Here is a 22646-nt window from a genome sequence, read left to right as displayed (position 1 = left end):
CTCGTTCGGGCCCTGACCTGGCGTAATCTGAACCTGGCTCAGCATTCTGCGATGGAGACGCTATGTCGGCGAAGACGCGCGACGGGGTGATTTCCGTGCGCGTGTTCGGCGATCTTGCGCTCCAGGTCGGCGATGTCCCCGTTGCGCTTCCGGACAGCTTGCGATCACGTGCCCTACTCGGTTGGCTGGCAATCAACCCCGGTCCGCATCCGCGTCGAGAGGTGGCGGCTGCGCTGTGGCCCGAGGTTCCCGATGCCAGTGCCCGGCAGAGTGTTCGGAGTGCGCTCTGGTCGTTGCGACGTGCACTCGGCGTGCACGCCGACACTGTTCTGGACACCTCACGTGATCGAATCGAGCTACGCAACGTCGACGTCGATCTGTGGCGGTTCGACGAGTTCGTCGATCGAGACCGACCGGACGAGGCTCTCGCCGTCGGTGCCGGCGAAGTACTGGTCGGACTGGACGAAGAGTGGACTCTCGTTGCGCGAGATACGTACAGGGACAGAGTTATTCAGCTGTTGACCGCGCGCTCGGAGCAGGCCGCGGCGGACGGCGACACGGTCACCGCACTCGAGCGAGCAAGACAGGCGGCTGCGCTGAACCCGTTGTCGGAATCGTGCGCGCGTGTACTTATGTGCCGCTACGAGGAATCGGGCGACCGGCCCGTGGCCCTCGCGGTCTACTCGAAACTCGTCGATCGGCTCAGGCGTGAATTGCGGATCGCGCCGTCGGAGGAGACCTGGCGGCTCGCGGAGAGAATCAGAAACATTCGTCCGGCACCGCAGGAACCCTCGGCACCGAAACGGCAGCTTCGTCCGATGTCGCAGGGCCCGATGGTCGGCCGTGCGGGCGAGCGGCAACAACTGCTCGCGGCATGGCATTCGGCGAAGGCAGGTCGAGGCGGACTTGCTGTAGTGCACGGCGAGGCAGGCATCGGAAAGACTCGACTGATAACCGATCTAGCCGAGACCGCCGCCAGCGAGGGTGCACTGACGGCAGTCGGTACAGCAACGAATCTCGGTGCGCCGTTCTCGCCGTGGGCCGATCTTGCCCGAGCGATAGTGCACGGCATCGGTGGTGTGCCGAAAGGGGAGCTGTTCACGACGGCGCTTGCTCCGCTGCTGCCGACGATGATCGCGCCGACCGCTCCGGGACCGCCGGACCTGGAGTCGGCGCGACTGACCGAGGGACTGCTGGCTCTCGTCGAGTACGCCGCGTCACGCGGACCCCTGCTTGCTGTCCTGGAGGACATGCACGACTGTGACGATTCGAGCGCTGCCGTCCTCGCCCGTGCCGGTCGTAGGTTGTGCGGAATGCCGGTGCTGATCGTCTGGACGCGACGTGATCGACCCATCAGGCCTGCACTTGCCGATGCGGAGCACCAGAACCGTCACCTGCAGATTCCGATGACCGAGGTGCCCCTCGGCCGGCTCGATCCGCGATCGATTGCCGAACTTGCCGCCGCGATCGGGGGACTGTCCGACGACGATCTCGACTGTGTCGTGTCGGCGAGCGACGGTAACGCGCTGCTCGCGGTGGAGTCGACGCGGACGGTTCTGATCGGCGGCCGATCCCTGCCGGAGGGACTGCGCGGCACGATTCGGGCCCGGACCGCGAATCTGCCTGGGAATGCCCGAGATCTGTGCGCGACGCTCGCGGTGGCGGGAAGATTTCTGACTGTCGAAGAAGTGCGGCGCAGGTTGCCCGAGTTGGCGCCCGATGCCCGATTGGACGATGCAGTCCGGCTTGCCGAAGACGCGGGTCTGGTCAGCGTGACCGGCGGGCGTCTCGACTTCTGCCACGCACTGCTTCGCGATGCGTTCTACGCCGAACTGCCCGAACTGGAGCGAGCCCGGATTCATGCGACGGCTGCGCTCGATCTCGCCGAGACCGGTGGTCTCGAGCGCGCAGGCGAGGCGGCGCTACACAGCAAGCGTGCGGGTGATCGCTCCGGCGCCGGCCGCTTGCTGATCCAGGCCGCTGGACACGCGCGATCACTCGGCGCCTTCGAACGCGCTCACGAATTGCTCGTCGAAGCAGCGGACCTAATCCCGAACGACGCCGACATACCGATGGCGTTGGCCGAGGTGTCCGCTTACCGCGGGCGACGCCACGAGTTCGACCGGCATTTCGAGCTGGCGGTGCGAATGACCGAATCCGGCGGTGACCGGGTTGCGGTGGCCAGCGCGCATATCCGGTGCGCAGAATGGAACACCGGTCCGCTGTGTCGGCCCCGCTTGGCCTTGCGATCGTTGCGGACAGCGCTCGAGGTACTCGATCGAGCAGCGGAGCCACCGCGCGACATGCGTGTTCATCTGTTGGCGTCACTCGCGTGGTGCGAAGCCGTGGCCGGCGATGCCGATGCTTGCGACGAACTGATCGCCGAGGCTGCAGCGGGACAGGTTGGCATACCGGAAGATCCATTATTGGCTGTCAGGATCGGCAACGCCCGATCGTTGGTTCTGTTGCGGCGCGGACGATTTACCGAAGCAGCCGAACCAGCCCGGTACGGCGCAGCGATTGCCCGCTCGATCGGGCGAACCGATCTGGTGTACCTCGCGCTTCTCAACGCTGCCGCTGGACTCGCGGCAGGGGGCTATCACGATGCCGCGCTCGACGTGCTCGACGAGGCGCTCGAGGCAGAAGAACAGCAATCCTCGACAGCTCTGGCCGCCGAGATGCTGATGTCGCGTGCATGGGTGCTGTCCAGGCTGGCGCGACACGACGATGCGCTTCGCGACACCTTGGCGGCGCGGGGCCTGGCCGACAACCTGGGCACCATCGAATTGTGCGCGAGAGCCGATGCGGAGATAGGACGAGCCTTGCTGCGCGCCGGCTCCTACGAGGACGCGGAGGCGCGGCTGCTGCGGGCCCTGGACGTCAGTTCTGCCTCGATCTGTCGACCACTGGCGCGCTTGCAACGCGCAGAAGCCCTTGCACGGTTGGGGCGCCACGACGAGTCGGAAGCCGAGTTGCGAGCGACCGTGCTCGAACCGGTGCATGCGGGGGACTGGCCGGACATGTTGGTTGCCCGCATGTCGTCGGTACGCGGGTTGATCGCGGCCGCACGCGGCGAGGTCGACAGAGCGCGAACCGAATACGGACGTGCTGAAAATGGTTGGCGTAGAAGGACAGCTGCGATCGACCTAGGCGACCGTCTGGTCGCCACGATCGCCGATTTCGGCCGACCGGTGATCGGATTGGTCTCTCCCGCAGAGGAACTGCGATCGGTCCGCGCCGATCTCGCTGCTCTCGATCACGACCCCCAGCAAGGAGCGAACAATGCCGACCTTCGATGACTCGACAGAATGTGCGGCCTCTCCGGAGGACGTCTGGCTGACCCTCTACGACCCGCTGCGATTTCCCGAATGGTGGACCGGAATCGAGTCCGCAGTATCGGGCGACGAACTGGGAGGGGACGCGGACATCACCATCTACCCCGATGGCTATCCGGACTTCCCGATGCCGCAACTCGTACAGTCGCGCACCGACGACCTCCGCGTCACGGTGACCTGCACGGTGTCGGAACTTGCCTTCGACTGGCGACTCGAGCCAGTGGACACAGGGACCCGCATCTCGGTCCACGTCGAAATACCCGAGTCGGAAGCACACCGTTTGGCGACTCAGCAGAGTGTGATCTCGTCCTCGCTACGGCGCCTCGCTGAGGTCGCCTCGCACGGATAGTGTTGTCCGAACTACGGTTTGGCTTCGAGAACCATGTTGAACGGTGTCTCGGCTGCGCGTCGAAATTGAGTGAAACCGGCTTGCCTCGCGACCTCTTCGAGCCGCTGCTCTCCTGCTTGCGCGCCAAGACATGCGCCGACGTCCTGCGCGCGTGAGGCGGGCGTGCAGATGAACGTCGACGCCGAATAGAACACTCGTCCAACAGGATTCAGGTTCTCTGCCAACGAATTTCCTGCCATCGGTTCGACCAACAACAGTGTGCCGTCGGAATTCAGCGACTCCCGGACGTGGCGAGCAGCGCCGACCGGATCGCCCATATCGTGCAGGCAGTCGAACATCGTGACAAGGTCGAAATCGGTTCCAGGGTAGTCCGCGGCTCCTGCGACCTCGAAGCGCACCCTGTCGGATACGCCGGCAACGTCAGCGGCAATTCGTGCTTGGACGACGGACGCCTCGTGGTAGTCGAAGCCGACGAACGTCGACCGCGGAAAACCCTGCGCCATGATGATCGTCGATGCACCGTGCCCGCATCCCACATCGGCAACGTTCGCGCCGCTGAGCAGTTTTGCCTCCACACCGCGCAGCGCCGGAATCCAATTGTCGACGAGGTTGGCGGCGTAACCCGGACGGAAGAATCGTTCCGTACCGGCGAACAGTTCGTGATGGTGCTCGTGCCAGCCGACGCCACGACCGGTTCGAAAGGCCTCGATGATCGTGTCGGCGTCCTTGTATACCGACGCCGCAATTTCGAACGCGCCCGGTAGAAAAGTTGGGCTGTGCGAGTCTGCGAGACACACGATCTGAGCGGGTGTCAGCGAGAAGTTGCTTTCGCCGTCGAAGTCTACGTAGCCGCCGGCTGCCTGGCCCGACAACCATTCCCGAACGTAGCGGGGGTCGGTGTCGGTTCGCTCCGCGAGTTCCTCGGCAGTGGCGGACCCGAGCTCGGCGAGAGCCCGATAGAGCCCGAGGCGGTCGCCGAGAATGACCCCGGCGGACGCCAGCGCTGCGCCGAAGTCGACGACGAATCGGCCGAGGAATGCCTCGACGTCAGCTTGGGAAGCCTGTGGTGCGGTGGTAGTCATGGGACGCTCCTGTCCGGATACTTCGGGATCTGTATCGGACCAGAGTGCGACGTCGGGCGTGCCGCCACCGTCAAGCGAGCGTCAATGTTGATCGCCGGAAAGTGCGCGATTGCTCTCGGTATCCGAGAGCATCGCCACACTGTTCCGCTAACCGACTGCTACCCCGACAATGCGGCGTTGAACGTTTCGCTCGGCCGCATCACCTTGACGGTCTTGTCGTCGTCGGGAAGGTAGTACCCGCCGATGTCGACCGGGTTGCCCTGCACCTCGGCGAGTTCGTCGATGATCTTCTGCTCGTTTTCGCTCAGAGTCTTGGCGAGCGTCGCGAACTTCTCGGCCAACTCAGGGTCGTCGGTCTGCGCGGCGAGTTCTTCGGCCCAATACAGCGCGAGATAGAACTGGCTTCCGCGGTTGTCGATCTCGCCTGTCTTGCGCGACGGGTTCTTGTTGTTTTCCAGCAGCTTGCCGGTCGCAGCGTCCAGCGTCGTCGCCAAGATGGTCGCGCGCTTGTTGTCGGTCTTGCGGCCGAGGTCTTCGAGACTTACCGCGAGAGCGAGGAATTCGCCGAGTGAATCCCAGCGCAGATGGTCTTCTTCGACCAACTGCGTGACGTGTTTCGGCGCCGAACCGCCTGCTCCCGTTTCGTACAATCCGCCACCGGCCATCAACGGCACGACCGAGAGCATCTTGGCGCTCGTGCCGAGCTCCAGGATCGGGAACAGGTCGGTCAGGTAGTCGCGGAGGATATTGCCGGTCGCGGCGATGGTGTCGAGACCTCGCATAGCCCGCTCCAGCGTGTATCGCATGGACCGCACCTGCGACATGATCTGGATGTCGAGGCCCTCGGTGTCGTGATCTTTCAGGTAGAGGCGCACCTTCTTGATCAGCTCGTTCTCGTGCGGACGATACGGGTCCAACCAGAACAGCACGGGAGTGCCGGAGTCGCGAGCGCGCGTGACGGCCAGTTTGACCCAGTCGCGGATCGGCGCGTCCTTGACGGTGCACATACGCCAGATGTCGCCTGCTTCGACGTGTTGGGTCAGCAGTACTTCACCGGTGTCGAGGTCGACGATGTTGGCGTCGCCGTCTGCGGGAATTTCGAAGGTCTTGTCGTGGCTGCCGTACTCCTCGGCTTTCTGTGCCATGAGGCCGACGTTCGGCACCGTGCCCATCGTCGCCGGGTCGAAGGCGCCGTTGGTCTTACAGAAGTTGATGATCTCCTGGTAGATACGTGCGAACGTGGACTCCGGCATCACTGCCTTCGTGTCCTTGGTACGTCCGTCGGCGCCGTACATCTTTCCGCCGGAACGGATCATCGCGGGCATCGAGGCGTCGACGATCACATCGCTCGGCGAATGGAAGTTCGTGATGCCGCGTGCCGAATCGACCATCGCCAACTCGGGGCGGTGCTCGTGGCAGTCGTGCAGATCTTTGCTGATCTCGTCTCGTTGCGAGCTGGGCAGGGACTCGATCTTGTCGTACAGATCGCCGAGCCCGTTGTTGACGTTGATGCCCAACTCGTCGAACAGAGCCTGATGCTTTGCAAACGCGTCCTTGTAGAAGACGCGGACAGCGTGGCCGAAGACGATGGGGTGCGAGACCTTCATCATCGTCGCCTTCACGTGGAGCGAGAACATCACGCCGCTCTTGCGTGCGTCCTCCATCTGCTCCTCGTAGAACTCGAGAAGAGCTTTGCGGCTCATGAACATGCTGTCGATGACGTCGCCCTCGCCCATCGGAACTTCGGGCTTGAGCACGATCGTTTCGCCGGCGTCGGTGTTCAGTTCCATCTTCAGATTGCGCGCGCGGTCCAGTGTCATCGACTTCTCGCCGTGGTAGAAGTCGCCGTGCTTCATGTGCGCGACATGGGTGCGCGAGGCCATCGACCATTCGCCCATGCTGTGCGGGTGCTTACGGACGTACTCCTTGACCGCCTTCGGTGCGCGCCGGTCGGAGTTGCCTTCGCGGAGAACCGGATTGACGGCACTACCGAGGAGCTTCCCGTAGCGAGTGCGAAGTTCTCTTTCTTCGTCGGTCTTCGGATTCTGCGGGTAGTCGGGCAGCGCGTAGCCCTTGTCCTGCAACTCTTTGATCGCGTTCACCAGCTGGGGCACCGAGGCGCTGATGTTCGGCAGCTTGATGATGTTGGTCTCGGGGAACTGCGTCAATTCGCCGAGCGCCGCGAGGTTGTCCGGAACCCGCTGCTCCTCGGTCAGGAAATCAGGGAACTCGGCAAGGATGCGGGCAGCGACAGAGATGTCGCTGGTCTCGATCTCGATGCCTGCCGGGTCGGTGAATGCGCGAATGATCGGCAGGAAGGCGTAGGTCGCGAGTCGCGGCGCCTCGTCGGTAAGCGTGTAGATGATGGTCGGCTGCTTGGCAGTCATTTTTTTCGTTCTCCCGACGTCAGAAGTTTCATTGGGTCTAGAGCGGTTCGAATGCCGCCGGGGCTCGTAGCCCTCGCCATCCGCGAACATATCCGATCAGCGCCCGGTGGCGCATCGGGATCACCTATCCGGCGGTGCTCGAGCGCGTGGACGTCGCCTGTGTGGCAGTTCACGACGGCACGACCGGAATCGCCACACCGCGGCCTCGGCCAGGCGTCGTACCCGTCCAGCGGCGATACGCGCGTGTGAATCCCGCAGCGTCGTGATAGCCGAGGCGGCTCGCGACGTCTCCAACCGTGAGTCCGGCGGTGCCGAGCAATTCGTCTGCGATCGTCTCGCGGACTTCGTCGATCAGCTCCCGAAACGATGTCCCGTCGGCGTGCAGTTGCCTCCGCAAGGTTCGCGGGTCGACGTGCAATTCACCTGCAATCTGTTCCATGCTCGGCGACTGGTCGAGGCGGGCGAGTATCAACGAACGGACGTGGCTCGCGACTCCACGGCGGTTGCGTCGTGCCTGCAGTAGGTCGGCGCATTGTCGCTCCAAGATTTGCGCGGTGATCGGATCAGCCTGGGGGAGCGGGGCATCGAGCAGTGCGCGATCGAAGGCCAGGATGTGCCGTTCGCGGCCGGTGAGCAACGTGATGTGAGGCAGGCGGTCACGCATCGCTGCGGCCTCCGCTCCGTCGAGACTCGTCTCGTATCGCACAGCACCGTGGCGTGCGCCTAGGGCGATCGGCATCATGTTCGCGAGTTTGGTCATTTCGCGTTCGACGAAGAATGTCCGCACATCGTCGGGAATCTCGTTGTCGGCGAGGACGACTCGACCCTCGTTGCGGTCCTCCTCGAAGACCGGTCTAATGAAGGCGAAGGAAAGTCCGGTGTATCGGACACCGATCCGGACGAGCTCGCGCAGCGTCGGGCTCGACAGCATCGCGTATGCCCAGGTGCCGAAATGGCCTATCGTGTAACGCATTCCAGCGTCGATCCCGAGGCCGGATGGTTGTCCGAGTGCGCGCGACAAGTTGCGAGCGATAGCGAGTTCCTGGCCCGCTTCGACCTCGAACGTCGGATCCGCGAGCTCGGCAGGCGCCAGCCCGGTACCTGCGAGCAGGTCCGATCGACCGACGCCACGATCGACGCCGAGTTCGAGGAGGATTCGGGCAGCCGCCGTCCCGCGAGGGTGGTCCCACGCGGGTGCGTCGATGCTTGTTGCCGTCGTCATCATGTCCGAAAATGACAATACTCTGCCCGGCGCGGACATGGGCAGGTAAGCGGGCCGGCCGTACCTTACGAACCATGCCTGACAAGACACCCTCTGTGGCCATCATCGGTTGCGGGTTCGGCGGCCTCGGCGCCGCGATCGAACTCGAGCGCAACGGAATCGACAACTACACCGTTTTCGACCGGGGTAGCGGTGTCGGCGGCGTCTGGCGTGACAACACCTACCCAGGCGCGGCATGCGACGTGCCGTCGCCGACGTACTCCTACTCCTACGAGCTGGAAACCGAATGGTCCGCGAGGTTCGGGTCGCAGTCGGAGATCAAGGCGTACCTCGAGCGCTGTGCCGAGAAGTACGGCGTCCTCCAGAAAGCTCGGTTCGATACCGAGATCGTCGCTGCTCGCTTCGATGAGTCGTCCGGACGGTGGGAGCTCGAAATCGAAGGTGGCGAGACGCAGTGGTTCGATGCGTTGATCTGCGCGACCGGTCAGCTGTCGCGGCCGAAGATTCCTGACCTGGACGGCTTGGCTGCATTTGCAGGTGACCATTTTCATTCTGCGCGTTGGGATCACAGTGTCGACCTGACCGGCAAGAAGGTCGCCGTCGTCGGGAGCGGTGCCAGCGCCGTCCAATTGGTGCCGGCGATCGTCGACCAGGTGTCGGAGTTGCACGTGATCCAGCGGTCGCCGAACTGGGTCGGCAACAAGTGGAATCACCGCTCGAACCGTCAGGTCAAGTGGTTGATGCGCAACGTTCCCGGTTTGTCCCGGCTGCAGCACAACGTGGAATGGGCCTGGTACGAAGCGCGGGTGCCGATCATCTTCGATCAGTTCGACCCGCTGCGCGGCGGACTGCACGAGTGGCTGAAGTACAAGATTCGTCGCGAGATCAAGGATCCTGAACTGCGCAAGGCAGTGACCCCGGACTACAAGGTCGGCTGCAACAGGGTGCTGTTGTCGAACGAGTGGTATCCGGCGCTCGATCGCGACCAAACCACCTTGCATGCCAACGCCGTAACTCGGGTGACGCCTGCTGGGCTAGTTCTCGACGACGGCACCGAAGTCGATGCGGACGTGATCATCTGGTGCACCGGATTCACCGCCACCGAGTACCTCGCGCCGATCGACATCACCGGCCGCGACGGCCGAAAACTGCACACCGAGTGGAAGAACGGTCCGGAGGCCTACCTCGGGATCACGGTCTCCGGCTACCCGAATCTGTTTATGATCTACGGCCCGAACACGGGTTCGCTGACGAACACGATCATCTTCCTGTTGGAGAAGCAGGCGCGCTACGCCCGTGAGGCGATTCAGCGGATCGCCAAGGACGGCGGCTGGATCGACGTACGTCAGGACGTCCAGGACGCGTTCAACGAAGAGATCCAACGCAAGTTGTCCGGCACGGTCTTCACGAGCGGATGCCCTGGCTGGTATCACACCGAGGACGGCAAAGTCGTCGCAGTGTGGCCTGGTTCGCACGTTGCGTACGCACGTGCGACAGGCAAGGTCGATTTCGACGCCTACGAGATCGGGACGGTCTCCGCAAATGCGTAAAACATTGGCAGGCAAACGGATTGCGATCACCGGCGGTGCGCGTGGGATCGGCCGCTCGACCGCCGAAGCGTTCGCGGCTGCAGGTGCGTCCGTTGTGATCGGCGATATCGATGCAGCACAGGTCGAGAAGACGGCAGCGGCGATCGCCGAGACATCGGGCGCGCAGGTACTCGGCTTGGCACTCGACGTCACCGACGTCTCCTCGTTCGAGGCCTTCTTGGACACGGCCCTGAAGGAGTTCGGCGAACTCGATGCACTCGTCAACAACGCGGGCATCATGCCGACGGGGAACTTTCTCGACGAGTCGATCGAGCTGGCAGACAGGCAGTTCGCCATCAACACCCGTGGCGTGATCATCGGGTCCAAGCTCGCCGGACGACGTTTCGCCGAACGCGGTAGCGGACACATTGTCAACGTCGCGTCGATCCTCGGGCTGCTCAGTCCACCGGGAGCAGCGACGTATTGCGCGACCAAGCACGCCGTCGTCGGGCTCGGCGAGGCACTGCATCAGGAACTCGAACCGCTAGGCGTCGCGGTGTCGACGATCTGCCCGTCCTTCGTCAATACCGAACTGATCGACGGACTTTCACCGAACTGGCTTGCTCGACGCATCGGCTTCATCGAGCCAGGCGATGTTGCCGACTCGATCCTCGACGCTGTCGCCAGCGGCCGAGGTGGGCAGCGCATAGTGCCGGCCACCACAGGACTCGCAGCCAAATTGCTGTTTCCCCTTCCGGAGGATCTACGAAACAAGATCTCGCGACTTCTGGGTGGGCACGACACCGTCGCCAACGCTGACATCGCGAAGCGGCGTGCATACATCGAAAGCGTGGAGTTGCAGCGTCGTTGAGGGCACGCCTGCCGAGCAGGCCGATGCTGGGGTATCGGCCGAGTGGCCCGGGCAATAACCGCCTGCTCGACGGCGCAATCGCGCAAGAGGTGGAGTAGGACTCCGCGATTCATCGCACCATGACACGGAATGTCGCGAGGGGCACGCGTGCGGATCTGCTTAGGCTCAGTCCGTGGTGGTGAACCGGACTCGCAAGGCACGCATCGCTCGCAGGCGTAAACGTCGTATGGGCTTGGTCGAGCATGATTTGAGCGACGCGCAATGGGCGGCGCTCAAAGAAGCGTGGGGTGGCTGCGCCTACTGCGGAGCGGTCGACAAGCCGCTGCAGCGTGATTGCGTGCAAGCGATTTCGCGCGGCGGTCGGTACACGCTCGACAACATCGCACCCGCGTGTGGTTCCTGCAACGCGAGCAAATGCAACGACGAAGTGACGGCATGGCTACGTCGCAAGCGGCTCGATGAGCGCGCTTTTCTGTTGCGCCACATCGAGATCAAGGCCGCACTGGCCGAGAAGTTCGCGCCGATGTTGGGGGAGGGTCACTCCACTTTTGGTGGAGCGGATGTGCATTCGTCCCGCATAGAGGTACGACTGTGACATTGGCTCCGGGGTTTTGGCGGGCACGTCGCGGCGTGTGGGTCACATTGACGTCGCTGGATGGAGTGAGGGGCACATTCACTCCACATAGAGCACGCGAAACGGGACCGGCCCGCACAAAGCGTGCAGGTCGATCCCGTTGATAGCGCCGAGAACTAGACGAGTGCAGGAGCGAAGGTCGACCTCGCGAACCTGCCTGCCGGTGCGAAGCGAGCCAGCAGTTCCGCCGGATCCTCGCCGGTGACCTGCTGGATGTAAGCACCTGCTGCCTCGGGCGAATCGATGCCGAGGAACGGCTGCGGACGATGCAGCAGAGCGACCAACGCGGACGCGAACCGCGGATCGACCGCTGCGGTGGCGAAGAACTGACCGCCGATGTCAGCGAATTCCGGATCGCTGAGGAACAGGCGCGTGACCTTGTTCGCAGCGTCGGAACGCGCTGCCAGGAAGTCCGCATACTGACCTGCCAGCCACGCTTCGTCGAATGCCCCGTCGTGAATGGTCGCGGCGGCAACGAGGCGCTGCGCCTGGATCAGTCCACCCTGCGCACCCTGTCCGGCGATGGGGTCGTACGCGACGGCGGTGTCACCGAGCGCGGCAACGACATGGCCACTGGCGGTGCGTCCGACGCCCTCGCGGACGACCGGCGTAACCGCACCCTTCAACCAGGAATGCGGATCCTCGATGATGTTCTCGGTCGCGAGCACCTCCGGCAGATCCCAGTCGATGTAGTCGCGGTAGAGGTTCTTGACGATTGCCAACGCAGACTTCGCGGAATCGGCAGCGGCGAAACGGTTGTCCCAGTCGCTGCCGGGGCGTGCCCAGCCGAGGAAGGCCCAGCTCGGGCCGGCGTCCTTGTGCAGGTACGGACCCCACCAGCCCTCGCCCTGTTCGGCGAAGATCGAGAAGCCGCTGTGCCCGCCGCCCGCCGGGCTGCGATGCGCGAAGACGCCCTCGTCGAAGCCGAGCCCAGTGACTGTGACGGTGAGCAAGTGGCGTTGCGGCGCATCGTAAACGGAGCGAACCGGATCGACGGCGAAAAGATTGGACAGGCCGGCGCCGCCGGTTGCTACGAGCGTGAGGTCGTTCGCGCCTGCGATTCCGTCGAGCGTCTCGGGTGTGACCGGCTCGACTACGAAGCGGCCGCCACGCTCCTGGAACGTGGTGAGGCGCTCGTCGGCTTTGAGTCGGGTGTCGACAGCGACGCCGACGTAGCCGTCGAAGTTGCCGTCGAATGCGATCAGTTCGGCGTTCTGTTCGCCGGCGATACGCACACTCAAGCCGGAATGCCTTGGGGCACGGGATGTGTACGGGTCGAGTCCGAGCGCGATCTCGGCCTGCTGGGTCTCACCGAACTCGAGCGCGGTGCCTGCGGCAGGTACGTCGTTGCGCAACGAGCGTTGGTCGCGGTCGCTGTAGAGGGTGACGGCGAAGCCGGCGTCGAGCAAACCGAGTGCGGCGGTAACTCCTGTCTGGCCTGCGCCGATCACGGCGGCCTTACGGGCGGAGGAGGAATTGGGGTTTTGGTTGGTCATGCTCGAATTGTTCCGTCGCGGAGCGTACTTCGGCACAGTTGCGATCACGGCGAATGGATAGAGTGCACAGCATGTGCGACTGACTATCATTACGCAATGTCTTTCACCGTTGCCGAACTTGTCGGAGACAGCGCCGAACAATACGTGCAGTTGACCGCGCAGGCAGAGGCGCTGACAGCGGGGGAGAGCGACCGAATAGCCAACGCGGCGAATGTGTCCGCCTTGCTGTTTTACGCCTTGCCGGACGTGAACTGGGTGGGCTTCTACCTGTTCGACGGCTGCGAGTTGGTGGTCGGCCCGTTTCAGGGCAAGCCCGCGTGCATCCGAATCCCGTTGGGTACCGGGGTGTGTGGGACGGCAGCGGCGACCCGGCAGACCCAGGTGGTCCCGGATGTGCACGCCTTCGCCGGGCACATCGCCTGTGACGCAGACACTCGGTCCGAAATCGTGGTTCCGTTGGTGCGGGCAGGCGAACTCATCGGTGTGCTTGACCTGGACAGCCCGCTGCCCAACCGTTTCGGCGATGCCGATCGGGTCGGGCTCGAAGCGATCGCCGAGGTTTTCTTGGAATCCCTCGGCGATCGCACGACCTAAACGGTCAACGCAGTCGCGCGAACCTCCGAGTCCGGCAGTGCGGTCGAACCGGGCGCCCCGATGCGGTAGTTCGCGCCGCGGTGATTGTCGGGCACTCGGTCACCAGCGCCGAGCAACTTGTTGCGCAGCGTGCCCGCCTCGTACTCGGATGCATAGACACCACGTTCGGTCAGGACCGGAACGACATGGGTGACAATGTCTTCGAACGATCCCGGCGTGATCGCGTACGCCAGGTTGAAACCGTCGAGATCGGTTTCGTCGACCCATTCCTGCAACTCGTCCGCAACGGTCTCACCGGATCCGACGAACACCGGACCCATGCCGCCGATACCAGCCCAGCGTCCGATGTCGCGCACCGTCCACTCGCGACCGTCGTCGTCGAATTCCTGGAACGCAGCGACCGCCGACTGGATCGCGTTGCTCTCGACCTGTCCGATCGGATCGTCGAGATCGTAGGTGGACAAGTCGATTCCCATCCAACCCGACATGAACACGAGCCCGCCTTCGACGCTCGCGTAGGACAGGTACTCCTCGTGTTTGCGTTGTGCCGCGTCGTCGGTGGCGTCGGTGACGATGGTTGCCAGCGCGTAGATTCTGGCCGCGTAACGGTCGCGGCCCGCCGCTTCGAGTGCATCCCGGATTCGCGAGACGGTCTGCGCCAGCACACGCTTGGACGGCCCAGCGACGAAGATCGCCTCCGCATTCTCTGCGGCGAATCGCACGCCACGAGGTGATGCGCCGGCTTGATAGATCACCGGCGTGCGTTGTGGTGAGGGCTCCGACAGATGGACGCCGGGAACCGTGAAATGCGTTCCCTTGTGGCCGATGTGGTGGACCTTGGCGGGATCGACGAAGACGCCGCTCACCGGATCGCGAACAACCGCGTCGTCTTCCCACGAACCTTCCCACAGCTTGTAGAGCACCTCGAGGTACTCGTCCGCGTGGTCGTAGCGCGCATCGTGATCGAGTTGATCGTCGGCGCCGAAATTTCTTGCAGCCGAAGGCAAGTAGCCGGTGACCACGTTCCAGCCGAGCCGGCCCTTGGTGAGGTGGTCCAACGTCGAGAGCCGGCGCGCGAACGGATATGGATGCTCGAATCCGGTCCCGGTCGTGATTCCGAAACCGAGATTGCGGGTTGCCGCGGCCATCGCCGAAACGAGCAGCAACGGATCGGAGACGGGAATCTGCGCACCCTGTCGGATCGCTTCGGTGTCGTCACCCCCGTAGACGTCGTAGGTGCCGAGTACGTCGGCGATGAAGATACCGTCGAATCGGCCCTGCTCCAACAGCTTTGCCAAATCGATCCAGTAATCGAGATCCTTGTAACGATGCGACTGATCATCGGGGTGACGCCAGAGGCCCGGTGACTGGTGGGCAACGCAGTTCATGTCGAACGCGTTGAACCTGATTCTGCGGCTCATCGGGTGGCTTCCTGTGGTGTCTTACGCTCGCCCGCACTCCACGCAAAAGGCAGGTCGGTACCGTTGAGCAGGTGGTCGCCGATCGATCGCGCCTTGAAGATCGCAGGGTTGTGCACCGAGATGGTGCGAGCGTTACGCCAATGCCGGTCGAACCGCAGGCGTTCCGAGACGATCGACGCACCACCAAGTTCGAATATTTGGCTGGTGGCGGTGAGGACCGTGTCGATCACGCCGAGCTGAGCTTGGCCTGCCGCGAGTTCTGCTGCGACAAGACTCTTTTCGTCGGTCGCGCCACTGTCGAGGACGCCGTCCAACACGTCGGCGACCGCGAGGACGCTGGCACGCGCGGCGAACGATGCCGCGGACAACCGACCGATGACCTGCTGCACGAGGGGATCTTCGCGTGGCAGATCAGCGGAAGCGTGGGTGAACGTACGGGTCCGAGCCGAAACCCACTCGCGCACATCGCGTTCGGCTCGCTGCGCAATGCCGGCGAGCACGGCGAGCTGGAACAGTTGCAGGTACGACGTCGCATAGGTCGGTCCGGCGCCGCCGTAGCCGGGTCCGAGGATCCGGTCATCGGCGACTGCGACATCGGTGAATTCGGTTGTGCCGCTCGCCGTAAGTCGTTGACCGAAGCCGTCCCAGTCGTCGTGCTGACGGACACCCTCGGCGTTTGCATCGACCAGCACGCCGAGACGTTCACCGTCGCGGTCGGCGGCGACCAGAATGTGGTCGGCGTACAACGAGCCGGTGCTGTACGACTTCACGCCGTTGAGCACCCACGCGTCGCCCACGGGGGTAAGGGTGGTCCGGTAGCGGTCGACCGCGCCGACGCCGGGTTCGGTAATCGCATTGCCCACGAGTGTGCCGGTGCTGACGGCGCGCAACCAGCCATCACGCGCGGATCCCTGCTCGGCGAGCAACTGATCCTCGACGAAGACGAAATGGACGCGCAGCGCCTGCGGCAGATTGGATTCGGCTGCAGCAAGGTCTATGAGAAGGCGGAACAACTGCCGAACAGTGACGCCGTAGCCGCCGTGCTCGACCGGCACGCGCAATGCACCGAACTTGGCTTCTTTCAGCCAGCCGACCTCGTCGTAGGGCAGCTGGCGGTCGACCTCGCGCGCCACTGCGCCGACGGCGATCCGGTCGAAAATCGGTGCGAAGATCGCGTCCAACTCGGAATCGGCAGTTCTGCTCGCGGCAGTCTTCGGAGCAATAGATGTCATAGACGAGATCGTCGTCCAGAAGTCGGTTTCGCCAACGAGTTGCGCGCAGCGGGAATGAAAAGGTTGCCCCTCGACGGGTCGGGGTGGCGGCGGCGTTCGACGTATCTGTTACGGATGTAAACGGCAATGCATAGACTCACCGACATTCGTCGCCGACCGAACCCGGTCGGTGAGGACGCGCATCGTGGCGCGCACCCAACTGTCAGGAGTCGAAGTTGACCGAGCATTTCGATCACATCATCGTCGGAGCGGGACTCTCTGGGATCGGCGCGGCAGTCCATCTCGGTAGGCGGCTTCCCGAGCGGTCGTATGTTGTGCTCGAATCTCGTCACACGCTCGGGGGGACCTGGGACCTGTTCCGCTACCCGGGGGTCCGATCCGATTCGGACATGTACACCCTCGGCTACCGGTTCAAGCCGTGGACCGGACGGAAGGCCATCGCTGACGGCGCGGACATCCGTGCCTACATAGAGGAAGCGGCAACTGAGAACGGGGTCCTCGACCACATCCGCTACAACAGCAAGGTTGTGCGCGCGGAGTGGTCGAGCGCCGACGAACGGTGGACGGTCAGCATCGAGCACACCGATACCGGCGAGACGTCGCAGCTCACGTGCGACTTCCTGATGTCGACATCGGGCTACTACCGCTACGACGAGGGTTTCACGCCGGACTTTGCCGGGCTGAGCGACTTCGAGGGACAGATCGTTCACCCGCAGCACTGGCCGCAAGATCTCGACTTCGCGGGCAAACGAGTGGTCGTCATCGGTTCGGGTGCGACCGCGGTGACGCTCATTCCGAACCTCGCGAAGGTAGCTGCGCACGTGACAATGTTGCAGCGGTCGCCGACCTACATCATCAGCCAGCCGACGACGGACCCCATCGCCGAGCAGCTGATCAAGCGACTCCCGTCGCGGTACGCGTCCAAGGCGGTGCGTGGCCGCTATCTGGCCATCAGTATCGGGTTCTACGAATTCTGCCGACGTCGCCCGAACGAGGCACGGCTGCTGCTGCGCAAGTTGCTCGAACGCCAACTTCCCGACGACGTCGATTTCGACACCCATTTCAAGCCGAAGTACGACCCGTGGGACCAGCGGCTCTGTTTGGTTCCCAGCGGTGATCTGTTCAAAGCGCTCCGCAAGCACACGGTCGACATCGTGACCGACCACATCGACACCTTTACCGAGACCGGTATCCGGCTGCAGTCGGGCAAGGAGATCGATGCGGACATCGTTGTCACGGCAACGGGTCTCAACCTGCACGTGTTCGGTGGGGTGCAACTCGCTGTGGACGGCGAGGATGTCGATCTCCCATCGACGATGGCATACAAGGGCATGATGCTCAGCGGCATCCCGAACTTCGTCTTCGTCATCGGATACACCAACGCGTCGTGGACACTGAAGGCTGATCTGGTGTGTGAGTACACCGTCCGATTGTTGAAGCACATGAAGAAGAGCGGAAAGACGGTTATGGTGCCGCGTCGCAATCCGGATGTCGGCGAAGAACCGTTTCTGGACTTCGCGGCGAATTACGTTCTGCGGACCGTCGACAAGTTCCCGAAGCAAGGTTCCGAGGCGCCGTGGAAGCTGAAGATGAATTTCTTCGTCGACCGAGTCAACTTGCGCAGCGGCAGTATTCACGACGATGTCTTGGAGTTCTCCGGACCGGTCTCTTGATCGGCCGTCCAAATTCGCGCACTTAAAATCGCCATGATTCCAAAGGTTTACGCGTCCAGGGTTGCTTTGTTCTGCCAGGTATCGATGTAGTCGACCGTTTTACGGGCGCCGATCGAGCTACCGAAACGCCGACGCGATTCGCAGTCCAGCGGTAACGTCGCCGTCCGATGTACCGGAAATCGGTGCACCACGAACAAAGTGGCCCGCGGGAGGACGTTTCGTGAGTATCTGGAATTACCTCGACGGACGGGGGGAGTTTCTTGCGTTTCTGACGTATCAGCATGCGTCGCTTGCTTTTCAGACCGTCCTCGTCGGAACACTCGTCGCGATCGTCATCGCAATAGCGGTGTATCGATTCCCATTGTTCTCCGCGTTGACCCTCACGAGCAGCCGCGTGGCGTTGACCATTCCGTCGCTGGCCTTGCTGGCATTGCTGATCGTTCCGTTCGGTCTCGGCGTAGTTCCGTCGTTCATCATGCTGGCGTTTTTTGCGGCGATGCCGGTGATCGGAAACGCGATCGTCGGCTTGCGATCGGTGCCGGATTCCGTCATCGAATCCGCCAAGGGAATCGGGCTTTCGCGTCGCCGCATCTTGTTCTCGGTGTCGCTGCCCATGGCGTGGCCGGTCATCCTCACCGGAATTCGGGTCTCGACGCAGATGGTCGTCGGCGTCGCCGCGATCGTCGCCTACGTCCTCGGGCCCGGTCTCGGCTCACTGATTTTCAACGGCCTGTCCCGACTTGGCGGTACCAACTCCGTCGAGATGGCCGTCACCGGAACTGTTCTCATCGTCGTCATCGCTTTGGTGTTCGACGCCCTGCTCGTCCTCCTCGGGCGCCTCACCATCGCGAAGGGATTGTCATGACCGACGAAACGAGCGGAGCCGCGTCCGAGACTGCTTCGAAGGCAGAGCGCACGGTCACCGGTGCCGCCATTCGGCTCGATGGAGTGGTCAAGCAGCACCGCGGACAGAAGAAGCCTGCCGTGCAGAAGATCGACCTCGAGATCGAAGCAGGTGACATCGTCGCCTTCGTCGGACCGTCCGGTTGCGGTAAGACGACGACGCTCAAGATGATCAATCGGTTGATCGAGCCGAGCGAAGGCCGCATCTTCATCGGCGACCGCGACGTCACCGGCGAAGACCCGGACAAACTGCGGCAGTCGATCGGCTACGTCATCCAGTCCGGTGGCTTGTTCCCACACTGGTCGGTCGCCAAGAACATCGGAGCCATTCCGCGGGTCCTCGGGTGGGACGCCAAGCGCATCGCCGATCGCACCGAGTACCTGCTCGATCTCGTCGGCCTCGACGCGAACGACTTCAGGGACCGGCTCCCCAAGGACATGTCTGGCGGACAGCAGCAGCGAGTCGGCGTTGCTCGCGCACTCGCCGCTGACCCACCGGTGCTTCTGATGGACGAGCCGTTCGGTGCTGTCGACCCGATCACCCGAGTTCGTCTGCAGGACAAGCTGATCGCGATTCAGCACGAGCTCGGCAAGACGATCGTGATCGTCACACACGATTTCGAAGAGGCGACAAAGCTCGGCGACAAGGTGCTGATCCTGTCCGAGGGCGGCCATATCGAGCAGTACGCCAGCCCAGAAGAGATCCTGGCGAAACCGGCCACTCCATTCGTCGAAGAGTTCATCGGGTCGGGCGCGACGCTCGCGCACCTGACCCTGTCGCGGGTCAAAGACGTCGAGCACGATTCGGTGGTGACCGCGCGAGTGGGGGACTCGTCGCAGGAAGTCATCGCTCGGGCGCGATCCAAAGGCGCGACGTGGATCGTCGTCGTCGACGAGCACGGTCGGGCACGCTCGTGGCCGTCGCTCGAAGAAGTCGCCACAAAGGATCGAATCACCGACTACGTCGACAGTCGGCTGCCCACCGTGGCACCGTCGTCGACACTCAACGACGCACTCGACTCCATGCTCGCCGCAAGTCAGGGCGGGGTCCTCGTCACCGACGGCAGGGGAGCGGTGACCGGCGCGCTGACGATCGCGACGATCATGTCGGTGATCCGCGGCCAGCTGTCCGACGCGCGTGCAGGCGACGACCAGGTGTCCTATGCCGCCTACGCCGAGGACCAGACGGCATGAATCGACTTCGTCGCACGCCGATCGATGTGTGGTTCGAGCCGCTGATCATTCTTGTGCTCGGTATCGGCTACGTGATCTGGTACCGGTCGACCACGCTGACGTCGACCGAGGCCGCGTCGCTTGGCTGGGACAACCTCAGCACGACGATCGTCGAGCACATCAAACTGACGCTGACCTCGACGGCGATCGTGGTGCTGATCGCCATTCCTCTCGGCATCCTGCTCACGCGTGAGAAGGCGAAGTCCTTCAAGCCGGTGGTGATCAACGTCGCCAACGTCGGCCAGGCCGCACCTGCCGTCGGATTGATCGTGCTGCTGACCATGTGGCTCGGTACCGGATTCCGCACCGCCGTCGTGGGTCTCGTCGTGTACGCGATTCTGCCGATTCTGCAGAACACCATCGTCGGTATCGATCAGGTCGACAAACGGACCATCGAGGCGTCGCGGGGGATCGGCTACTCGGGCGTCCGCACGCTCGTGCAGGTCGAGTTGCCGCTCGCGGTCCCGGTCATCCTCAACGGCGTCCGGACCGCACTGGTGATCTTGGTCGGCACCGCAACGCTCAGCACGTTCATCGGTGCGACCAGCCTCGGCACTCTCATCACAACGGGCGTGACGCTGTTCCTGCCGAAACTGCTCATCTCCGGTGCCATTCTGGTCGGCCTGCTCGCGTTGACCATCGATTGGCTCCGCCGGTTGGTTGAGTTGGTCGCTACCCCACGAGGAGTGGCATGATCCGCCGGTTGCGTTTGGCTGCAGCGACTCTCGCCGTCGTTGCGGCAGCAGGGTGTGGGCTGGTCAGCTCGTCGGGCACCTTCCACGACGCGTCGCTGCCCGGCGGAGAAAGCCGTTGGACGGTGCGCCGATCGTCGTCACCTCGAAGAGCTTCACCGAAGGTGTGTTGCTCGGAAAGATCACCGCGACGTATCTGGCCGCGGCCGGCGCAAAGGTCACCGACCTGACGGGTGCACCTGGGTCCGCGTCGTCGCGGCAGGCCCAACTCAACGGCGATGCCGACATCCTGTGGGAGTACACGGGCACCGGCTGGGTGAACTATCACGGCGAGACCGAAGTGATCACCGACCCCGACGAACTGTGGAAGCGCGTCTACGAGGTCGAGAAGCGGGACCACAATCTGGAGTGGTTGCCGCCGGCGAACTTCAACGACACGTACGCGTTCGCCGCATCGGCAGGGACGGCCGAACGGCTCGGTGTGAAGACACTGTCTGACGTAGCCAAGTTGCCTGAGTCCGACCGTACCTTCTGCGTCGACGACGAATGCTTCAGCCGTGCAGACGGATTCGTACCGATGCTCGAGACGTACGGTATCGCGCTCAACGCGCCGGGCGGTGTGCCGTCGAACAACGTCACCCGAATGGATGCGGGTGTCGTGTACACCTCGACCGCCCGAAGCGCGCCGTGCAACTTCGGCATGGTGTACACCACCGACGGCCGCGTGAAGAATCTGAACCTCACCGTCCTCGAGGACGATCGCAAGTTCTTCCTGCCCTACAGCGGTTCTGCCGTGGTGCGCGATGCGGTCCTCGAGGAATACCCGGAGATCGCGGATCTGATCGCCAAGGTTTCCGAGCGACTCACCGACGACCTGATGCAGGAACTGAACGGCAAGGTCGACATCGACGGCGAAGACCCAGCTGACGTCGCCTACGACTGGCTGAAGAAGGAGTCGCTGATCCAGTAGGCGGCTCCGCCGCTCGTGAGTCCTTTTGGAGGTTCCGCCCTCCGAAAGGACTCACGACTGGGTCGGTGAAGTCGGCAGACTTTCGTATTATGCGTTGCACCGCATCAGGATTCGGTCTCACGGCAATCGGCGAGGGATTTCCGTGCCGGCTTGGCCAAGGAGAAGGCCGCCCACGCGCTATGGACAATGGTCGGGGCGGGGTACACGGCTGAAGTCGAGTCTGGCGCACCCACCAATTCCGCGGATAGCGACGTCGCGTGATCACGATGGCTACGGCGCTGGAACACGTTCACCTCGCTACCGAGTTACCGACGTCGCTACCCGGATCGGGCTTGCGAGGTCGGTAACTCGGTAGCGAAGTCGAGCGCAGCCGGCGTCGAGATGCGATCGCGCAGACCACCCCAGACGACGTCGAAGACGTAACCCCCCGCCTGTTCGGCGGTGATGTCGGGCTTGTTCTCCCGCCAGCGGGCGACCTGGTCACAGGCCCCGATGATGACGAATGCGAAGGCTTCGGATTCGTGCTTGTCACGTGGTTGGCCGTAGGCCTGCATCATCGTGGCTGTGAAGTCCGCCTGTTGCCGACGTACCGCATCGACTTCGTCGGCGGCGACACCGCCGGCGAGCGTCGACTCGTGGTTCATCAGCGACCAGGCGCCGCGACGAAGGTCGGTGTATTCGAAGAACGCGACCAAAGATCGGCGCAGCGCGTCCTCGGGTCCGGTCGACGCCGCCACAGCTGTTTGCGTCGCTTCGAGCAGTCCGATTCGTGCCTTTGCGAGCACTGCGGACAGCACGCCGTCTTTCGATCCGAAGTACTCGTAGATCACCGGTTTGGTGACACCGACGCGGGCACAGAGTTCGTCCATCGTCGCGTTGTGGAAACCCTGCTCGGCGAACAGCGTCTCTGCGAGGTCGAGAATCTGCGCTTCGCGATCGGTTCTCGACATGCGAGGTCTCGTCATGTGACCAACCTTACCGAAGTAAACCTACTATCGGTAACTTACTGTTGGTAACCTATGT

17 protein-coding genes and 1 pseudogene are annotated in these 22646 nt (G+C 63.3%); 11 read left to right on the top strand and 7 right to left on the bottom strand.

The window, feature by feature from the left end; translation table 11 throughout:
- Nucleotides 1-62: 62 nt before the first annotated feature.
- Together ACHIRB_RS06890 and ACHIRB_RS06885 are read left to right on the top strand one after the other, a co-directional pair.
- Nucleotides 63-3299: an ATP-binding protein gene (locus tag ACHIRB_RS06890; protein WP_395123698.1), complete on the top strand. Its 3237-nt coding sequence runs from the start codon at nt 63-65 to the stop codon at nt 3297-3299.
- Nucleotides 3283-3684 (top strand): SRPBCC family protein, encoded by a 402-nt coding sequence (locus ACHIRB_RS06885; RefSeq protein WP_395113691.1) that lies wholly within the window; start codon nt 3283-3285, stop codon nt 3682-3684. The genes ACHIRB_RS06890 and ACHIRB_RS06885 overlap by 17 nt, the downstream gene beginning before the upstream one ends.
- 11 nt (nt 3685-3695) lie before the next feature.
- Here ACHIRB_RS06885 and ACHIRB_RS06880 read toward each other — a convergent pair whose 3' ends face one another.
- The 3 genes from ACHIRB_RS06880 to ACHIRB_RS06870 all read right to left on the bottom strand — a co-directional run bounded on the left by ACHIRB_RS06880 (nt 3696) and on the right by ACHIRB_RS06870 (nt 8378).
- Complete coding sequence (locus ACHIRB_RS06880; protein WP_395123699.1) at nt 3696-4766, bottom strand: class I SAM-dependent methyltransferase; 1071 nt, start codon at nt 4764-4766, stop codon at nt 3696-3698.
- Between the two features lie 158 nt (nt 4767-4924).
- Complete coding sequence (locus tag ACHIRB_RS06875; RefSeq protein WP_395123700.1) at nt 4925-7153, bottom strand: NADP-dependent isocitrate dehydrogenase; 2229 nt, start codon at nt 7151-7153, stop codon at nt 4925-4927.
- 169 nt (nt 7154-7322) lie between these two features.
- Nucleotides 7323-8378 (bottom strand): AraC family transcriptional regulator, encoded by a 1056-nt coding sequence (locus ACHIRB_RS06870; protein WP_395127649.1) that lies wholly within the window; start codon nt 8376-8378, stop codon nt 7323-7325.
- A 71-nt stretch (nt 8379-8449) separates the two neighbouring features.
- On the opposite strand from ACHIRB_RS06870, the gene ACHIRB_RS06865 reads away from it, so the two are divergent.
- The 3 genes from ACHIRB_RS06865 (at nt 8450) to ACHIRB_RS06855 (ending at nt 11370) form a co-directional block, all read left to right on the top strand.
- Nucleotides 8450-9925: a flavin-containing monooxygenase gene (locus ACHIRB_RS06865; RefSeq protein WP_395113698.1), complete on the top strand. Its 1476-nt coding sequence runs from the start codon at nt 8450-8452 to the stop codon at nt 9923-9925.
- On the top strand, nt 9918-10775 hold the full coding sequence (locus tag ACHIRB_RS06860; protein WP_395113700.1) for an SDR family NAD(P)-dependent oxidoreductase: 858 nt from the start codon (nt 9918-9920) through the stop codon (nt 10773-10775). Before ACHIRB_RS06865 ends, ACHIRB_RS06860 begins: the two co-directional genes overlap by 8 nt.
- Before the next feature lie 226 nt (nt 10776-11001).
- Entirely contained in the window at nt 11002-11370 is a 369-nt protein-coding gene (locus tag ACHIRB_RS06855) for an HNH endonuclease (protein ID WP_395123747.1), read from the top strand.
- Nucleotides 11371-11525: 155 nt separating this feature from the next.
- Here the strand turns inward: ACHIRB_RS06855 and ACHIRB_RS06850 are convergent, their stop codons facing one another.
- Nucleotides 11526-12905 carry a styrene monooxygenase/indole monooxygenase family protein gene (locus tag ACHIRB_RS06850; RefSeq protein ID WP_395123702.1) on the bottom strand — a complete coding sequence of 460 codons (1380 nt, stop codon included), beginning with the start codon at nt 12903-12905 and terminating at the stop codon, nt 11526-11528.
- A 96-nt stretch (nt 12906-13001) separates the two neighbouring features.
- Here ACHIRB_RS06850 and ACHIRB_RS06845 point away from each other — a divergent pair, with 96 nt between their 5' ends.
- Nucleotides 13002-13499 (top strand): GAF domain-containing protein, encoded by a 498-nt coding sequence (locus ACHIRB_RS06845; protein WP_395123703.1) that lies wholly within the window; start codon nt 13002-13004, stop codon nt 13497-13499.
- Here the strand turns inward: ACHIRB_RS06845 and ACHIRB_RS06840 are convergent.
- A complete protein-coding gene (locus tag ACHIRB_RS06840; RefSeq protein ID WP_395123704.1) occupies nt 13496-14920 on the bottom strand; it encodes an LLM class flavin-dependent oxidoreductase in 1425 nt (474 codons plus the stop codon). The genes ACHIRB_RS06845 and ACHIRB_RS06840 overlap by 4 nt on opposite strands.
- Nucleotides 14917-16152 (bottom strand): acyl-CoA dehydrogenase family protein, encoded by a 1236-nt coding sequence (locus ACHIRB_RS06835; RefSeq protein WP_395123705.1) that lies wholly within the window; start codon nt 16150-16152, stop codon nt 14917-14919. The genes ACHIRB_RS06840 and ACHIRB_RS06835 overlap by 4 nt, the downstream gene beginning before the upstream one ends.
- 215 nt (nt 16153-16367) lie before the next feature.
- Between ACHIRB_RS06835 and ACHIRB_RS06830 the strand changes: the two genes are divergently transcribed.
- From ACHIRB_RS06830 to ACHIRB_RS06810, 5 genes and pseudogenes are all read left to right on the top strand, one after another.
- Nucleotides 16368-17825 carry a flavin-containing monooxygenase gene (locus tag ACHIRB_RS06830; protein ID WP_395123706.1) on the top strand — a complete coding sequence of 486 codons (1458 nt, stop codon included), beginning with the start codon at nt 16368-16370 and terminating at the stop codon, nt 17823-17825.
- Between the two features lie 220 nt (nt 17826-18045).
- The gene (locus tag ACHIRB_RS06825; protein WP_395123707.1) at nt 18046-18690 is read left to right on the top strand and encodes an ABC transporter permease; all 645 of its coding nucleotides are present in this window, start codon (nt 18046-18048) and stop codon (nt 18688-18690) included.
- Nucleotides 18687-19922 (top strand): ATP-binding cassette domain-containing protein, encoded by a 1236-nt coding sequence (locus tag ACHIRB_RS06820; RefSeq protein WP_395123708.1) that lies wholly within the window; start codon nt 18687-18689, stop codon nt 19920-19922. The genes ACHIRB_RS06825 and ACHIRB_RS06820 overlap by 4 nt, the downstream gene beginning before the upstream one ends.
- The gene (locus ACHIRB_RS06815) at nt 19919-20656 is read left to right on the top strand and encodes an ABC transporter permease (RefSeq protein ID WP_395123709.1); all 738 of its coding nucleotides are present in this window, start codon (nt 19919-19921) and stop codon (nt 20654-20656) included. Before ACHIRB_RS06820 ends, ACHIRB_RS06815 begins: the two co-directional genes overlap by 4 nt.
- A pseudogene (locus tag ACHIRB_RS06810) lies at nt 20653-21623 on the top strand (glycine betaine ABC transporter substrate-binding protein). The gene ACHIRB_RS06815 and the pseudogene ACHIRB_RS06810 overlap by 4 nt, the downstream one beginning before the upstream one ends.
- 317 nt (nt 21624-21940) lie before the next feature.
- Here ACHIRB_RS06810 and ACHIRB_RS06805 read toward each other — a convergent pair.
- A complete protein-coding gene (locus ACHIRB_RS06805; RefSeq protein WP_395123710.1) occupies nt 21941-22588 on the bottom strand; it encodes a TetR/AcrR family transcriptional regulator in 648 nt (215 codons plus the stop codon).
- Between the last annotated feature and the right edge of the window lie 58 nt (nt 22589-22646).

The sequence above is a fragment of the Antrihabitans spumae genome (assembly GCF_043944905.1).
Taxonomy (GTDB): Bacteria; Actinomycetota; Actinomycetes; order Mycobacteriales; family Mycobacteriaceae; genus Antrihabitans; species Antrihabitans spumae.
The sequence above is the reverse complement of the archived record's forward strand: the minus strand, read 5'-3'. Positions and strand labels throughout refer to the sequence as shown.

Coding starts and splice junctions, on each gene's coding strand:
- ACHIRB_RS06890 (WP_395123698.1), top strand. CDS start 63: ATGTCGGCGAAGACGCGCGACGGGGTGATTTCCGTGCGCGTGTTCGGC.
- ACHIRB_RS06885 (WP_395113691.1), top strand. CDS start 3,283: ATGCCGACCTTCGATGACTCGACAGAATGTGCGGCCTCTCCGGAGGAC.
- ACHIRB_RS06880 (WP_395123699.1), bottom strand. CDS start 4,766: ATGACTACCACCGCACCACAGGCTTCCCAAGCTGACGTCGAGGCATTC.
- ACHIRB_RS06875 (WP_395123700.1), bottom strand. CDS start 7,153: ATGACTGCCAAGCAGCCGACCATCATCTACACGCTTACCGACGAGGCG.
- ACHIRB_RS06870 (WP_395127649.1), bottom strand. CDS start 8,378: ATGATGACGACGGCAACAAGCATCGACGCACCCGCGTGGGACCACCCT.
- ACHIRB_RS06865 (WP_395113698.1), top strand. CDS start 8,450: ATGCCTGACAAGACACCCTCTGTGGCCATCATCGGTTGCGGGTTCGGC.
- ACHIRB_RS06860 (WP_395113700.1), top strand. CDS start 9,918: ATGCGTAAAACATTGGCAGGCAAACGGATTGCGATCACCGGCGGTGCG.
- ACHIRB_RS06855 (WP_395123747.1), top strand. CDS start 11,002: ATGGGCTTGGTCGAGCATGATTTGAGCGACGCGCAATGGGCGGCGCTC.
- ACHIRB_RS06850 (WP_395123702.1), bottom strand. CDS start 12,905: ATGACCAACCAAAACCCCAATTCCTCCTCCGCCCGTAAGGCCGCCGTG.
- ACHIRB_RS06845 (WP_395123703.1), top strand. CDS start 13,002: ATGTCTTTCACCGTTGCCGAACTTGTCGGAGACAGCGCCGAACAATAC.
- ACHIRB_RS06840 (WP_395123704.1), bottom strand. CDS start 14,920: ATGAGCCGCAGAATCAGGTTCAACGCGTTCGACATGAACTGCGTTGCC.
- ACHIRB_RS06835 (WP_395123705.1), bottom strand. CDS start 16,152: ATGACATCTATTGCTCCGAAGACTGCCGCGAGCAGAACTGCCGATTCC.
- ACHIRB_RS06820 (WP_395123708.1), top strand. CDS start 18,687: ATGACCGACGAAACGAGCGGAGCCGCGTCCGAGACTGCTTCGAAGGCA.
- ACHIRB_RS06815 (WP_395123709.1), top strand. CDS start 19,919: ATGAATCGACTTCGTCGCACGCCGATCGATGTGTGGTTCGAGCCGCTG.
- ACHIRB_RS06805 (WP_395123710.1), bottom strand. CDS start 22,588: ATGACGAGACCTCGCATGTCGAGAACCGATCGCGAAGCGCAGATTCTC.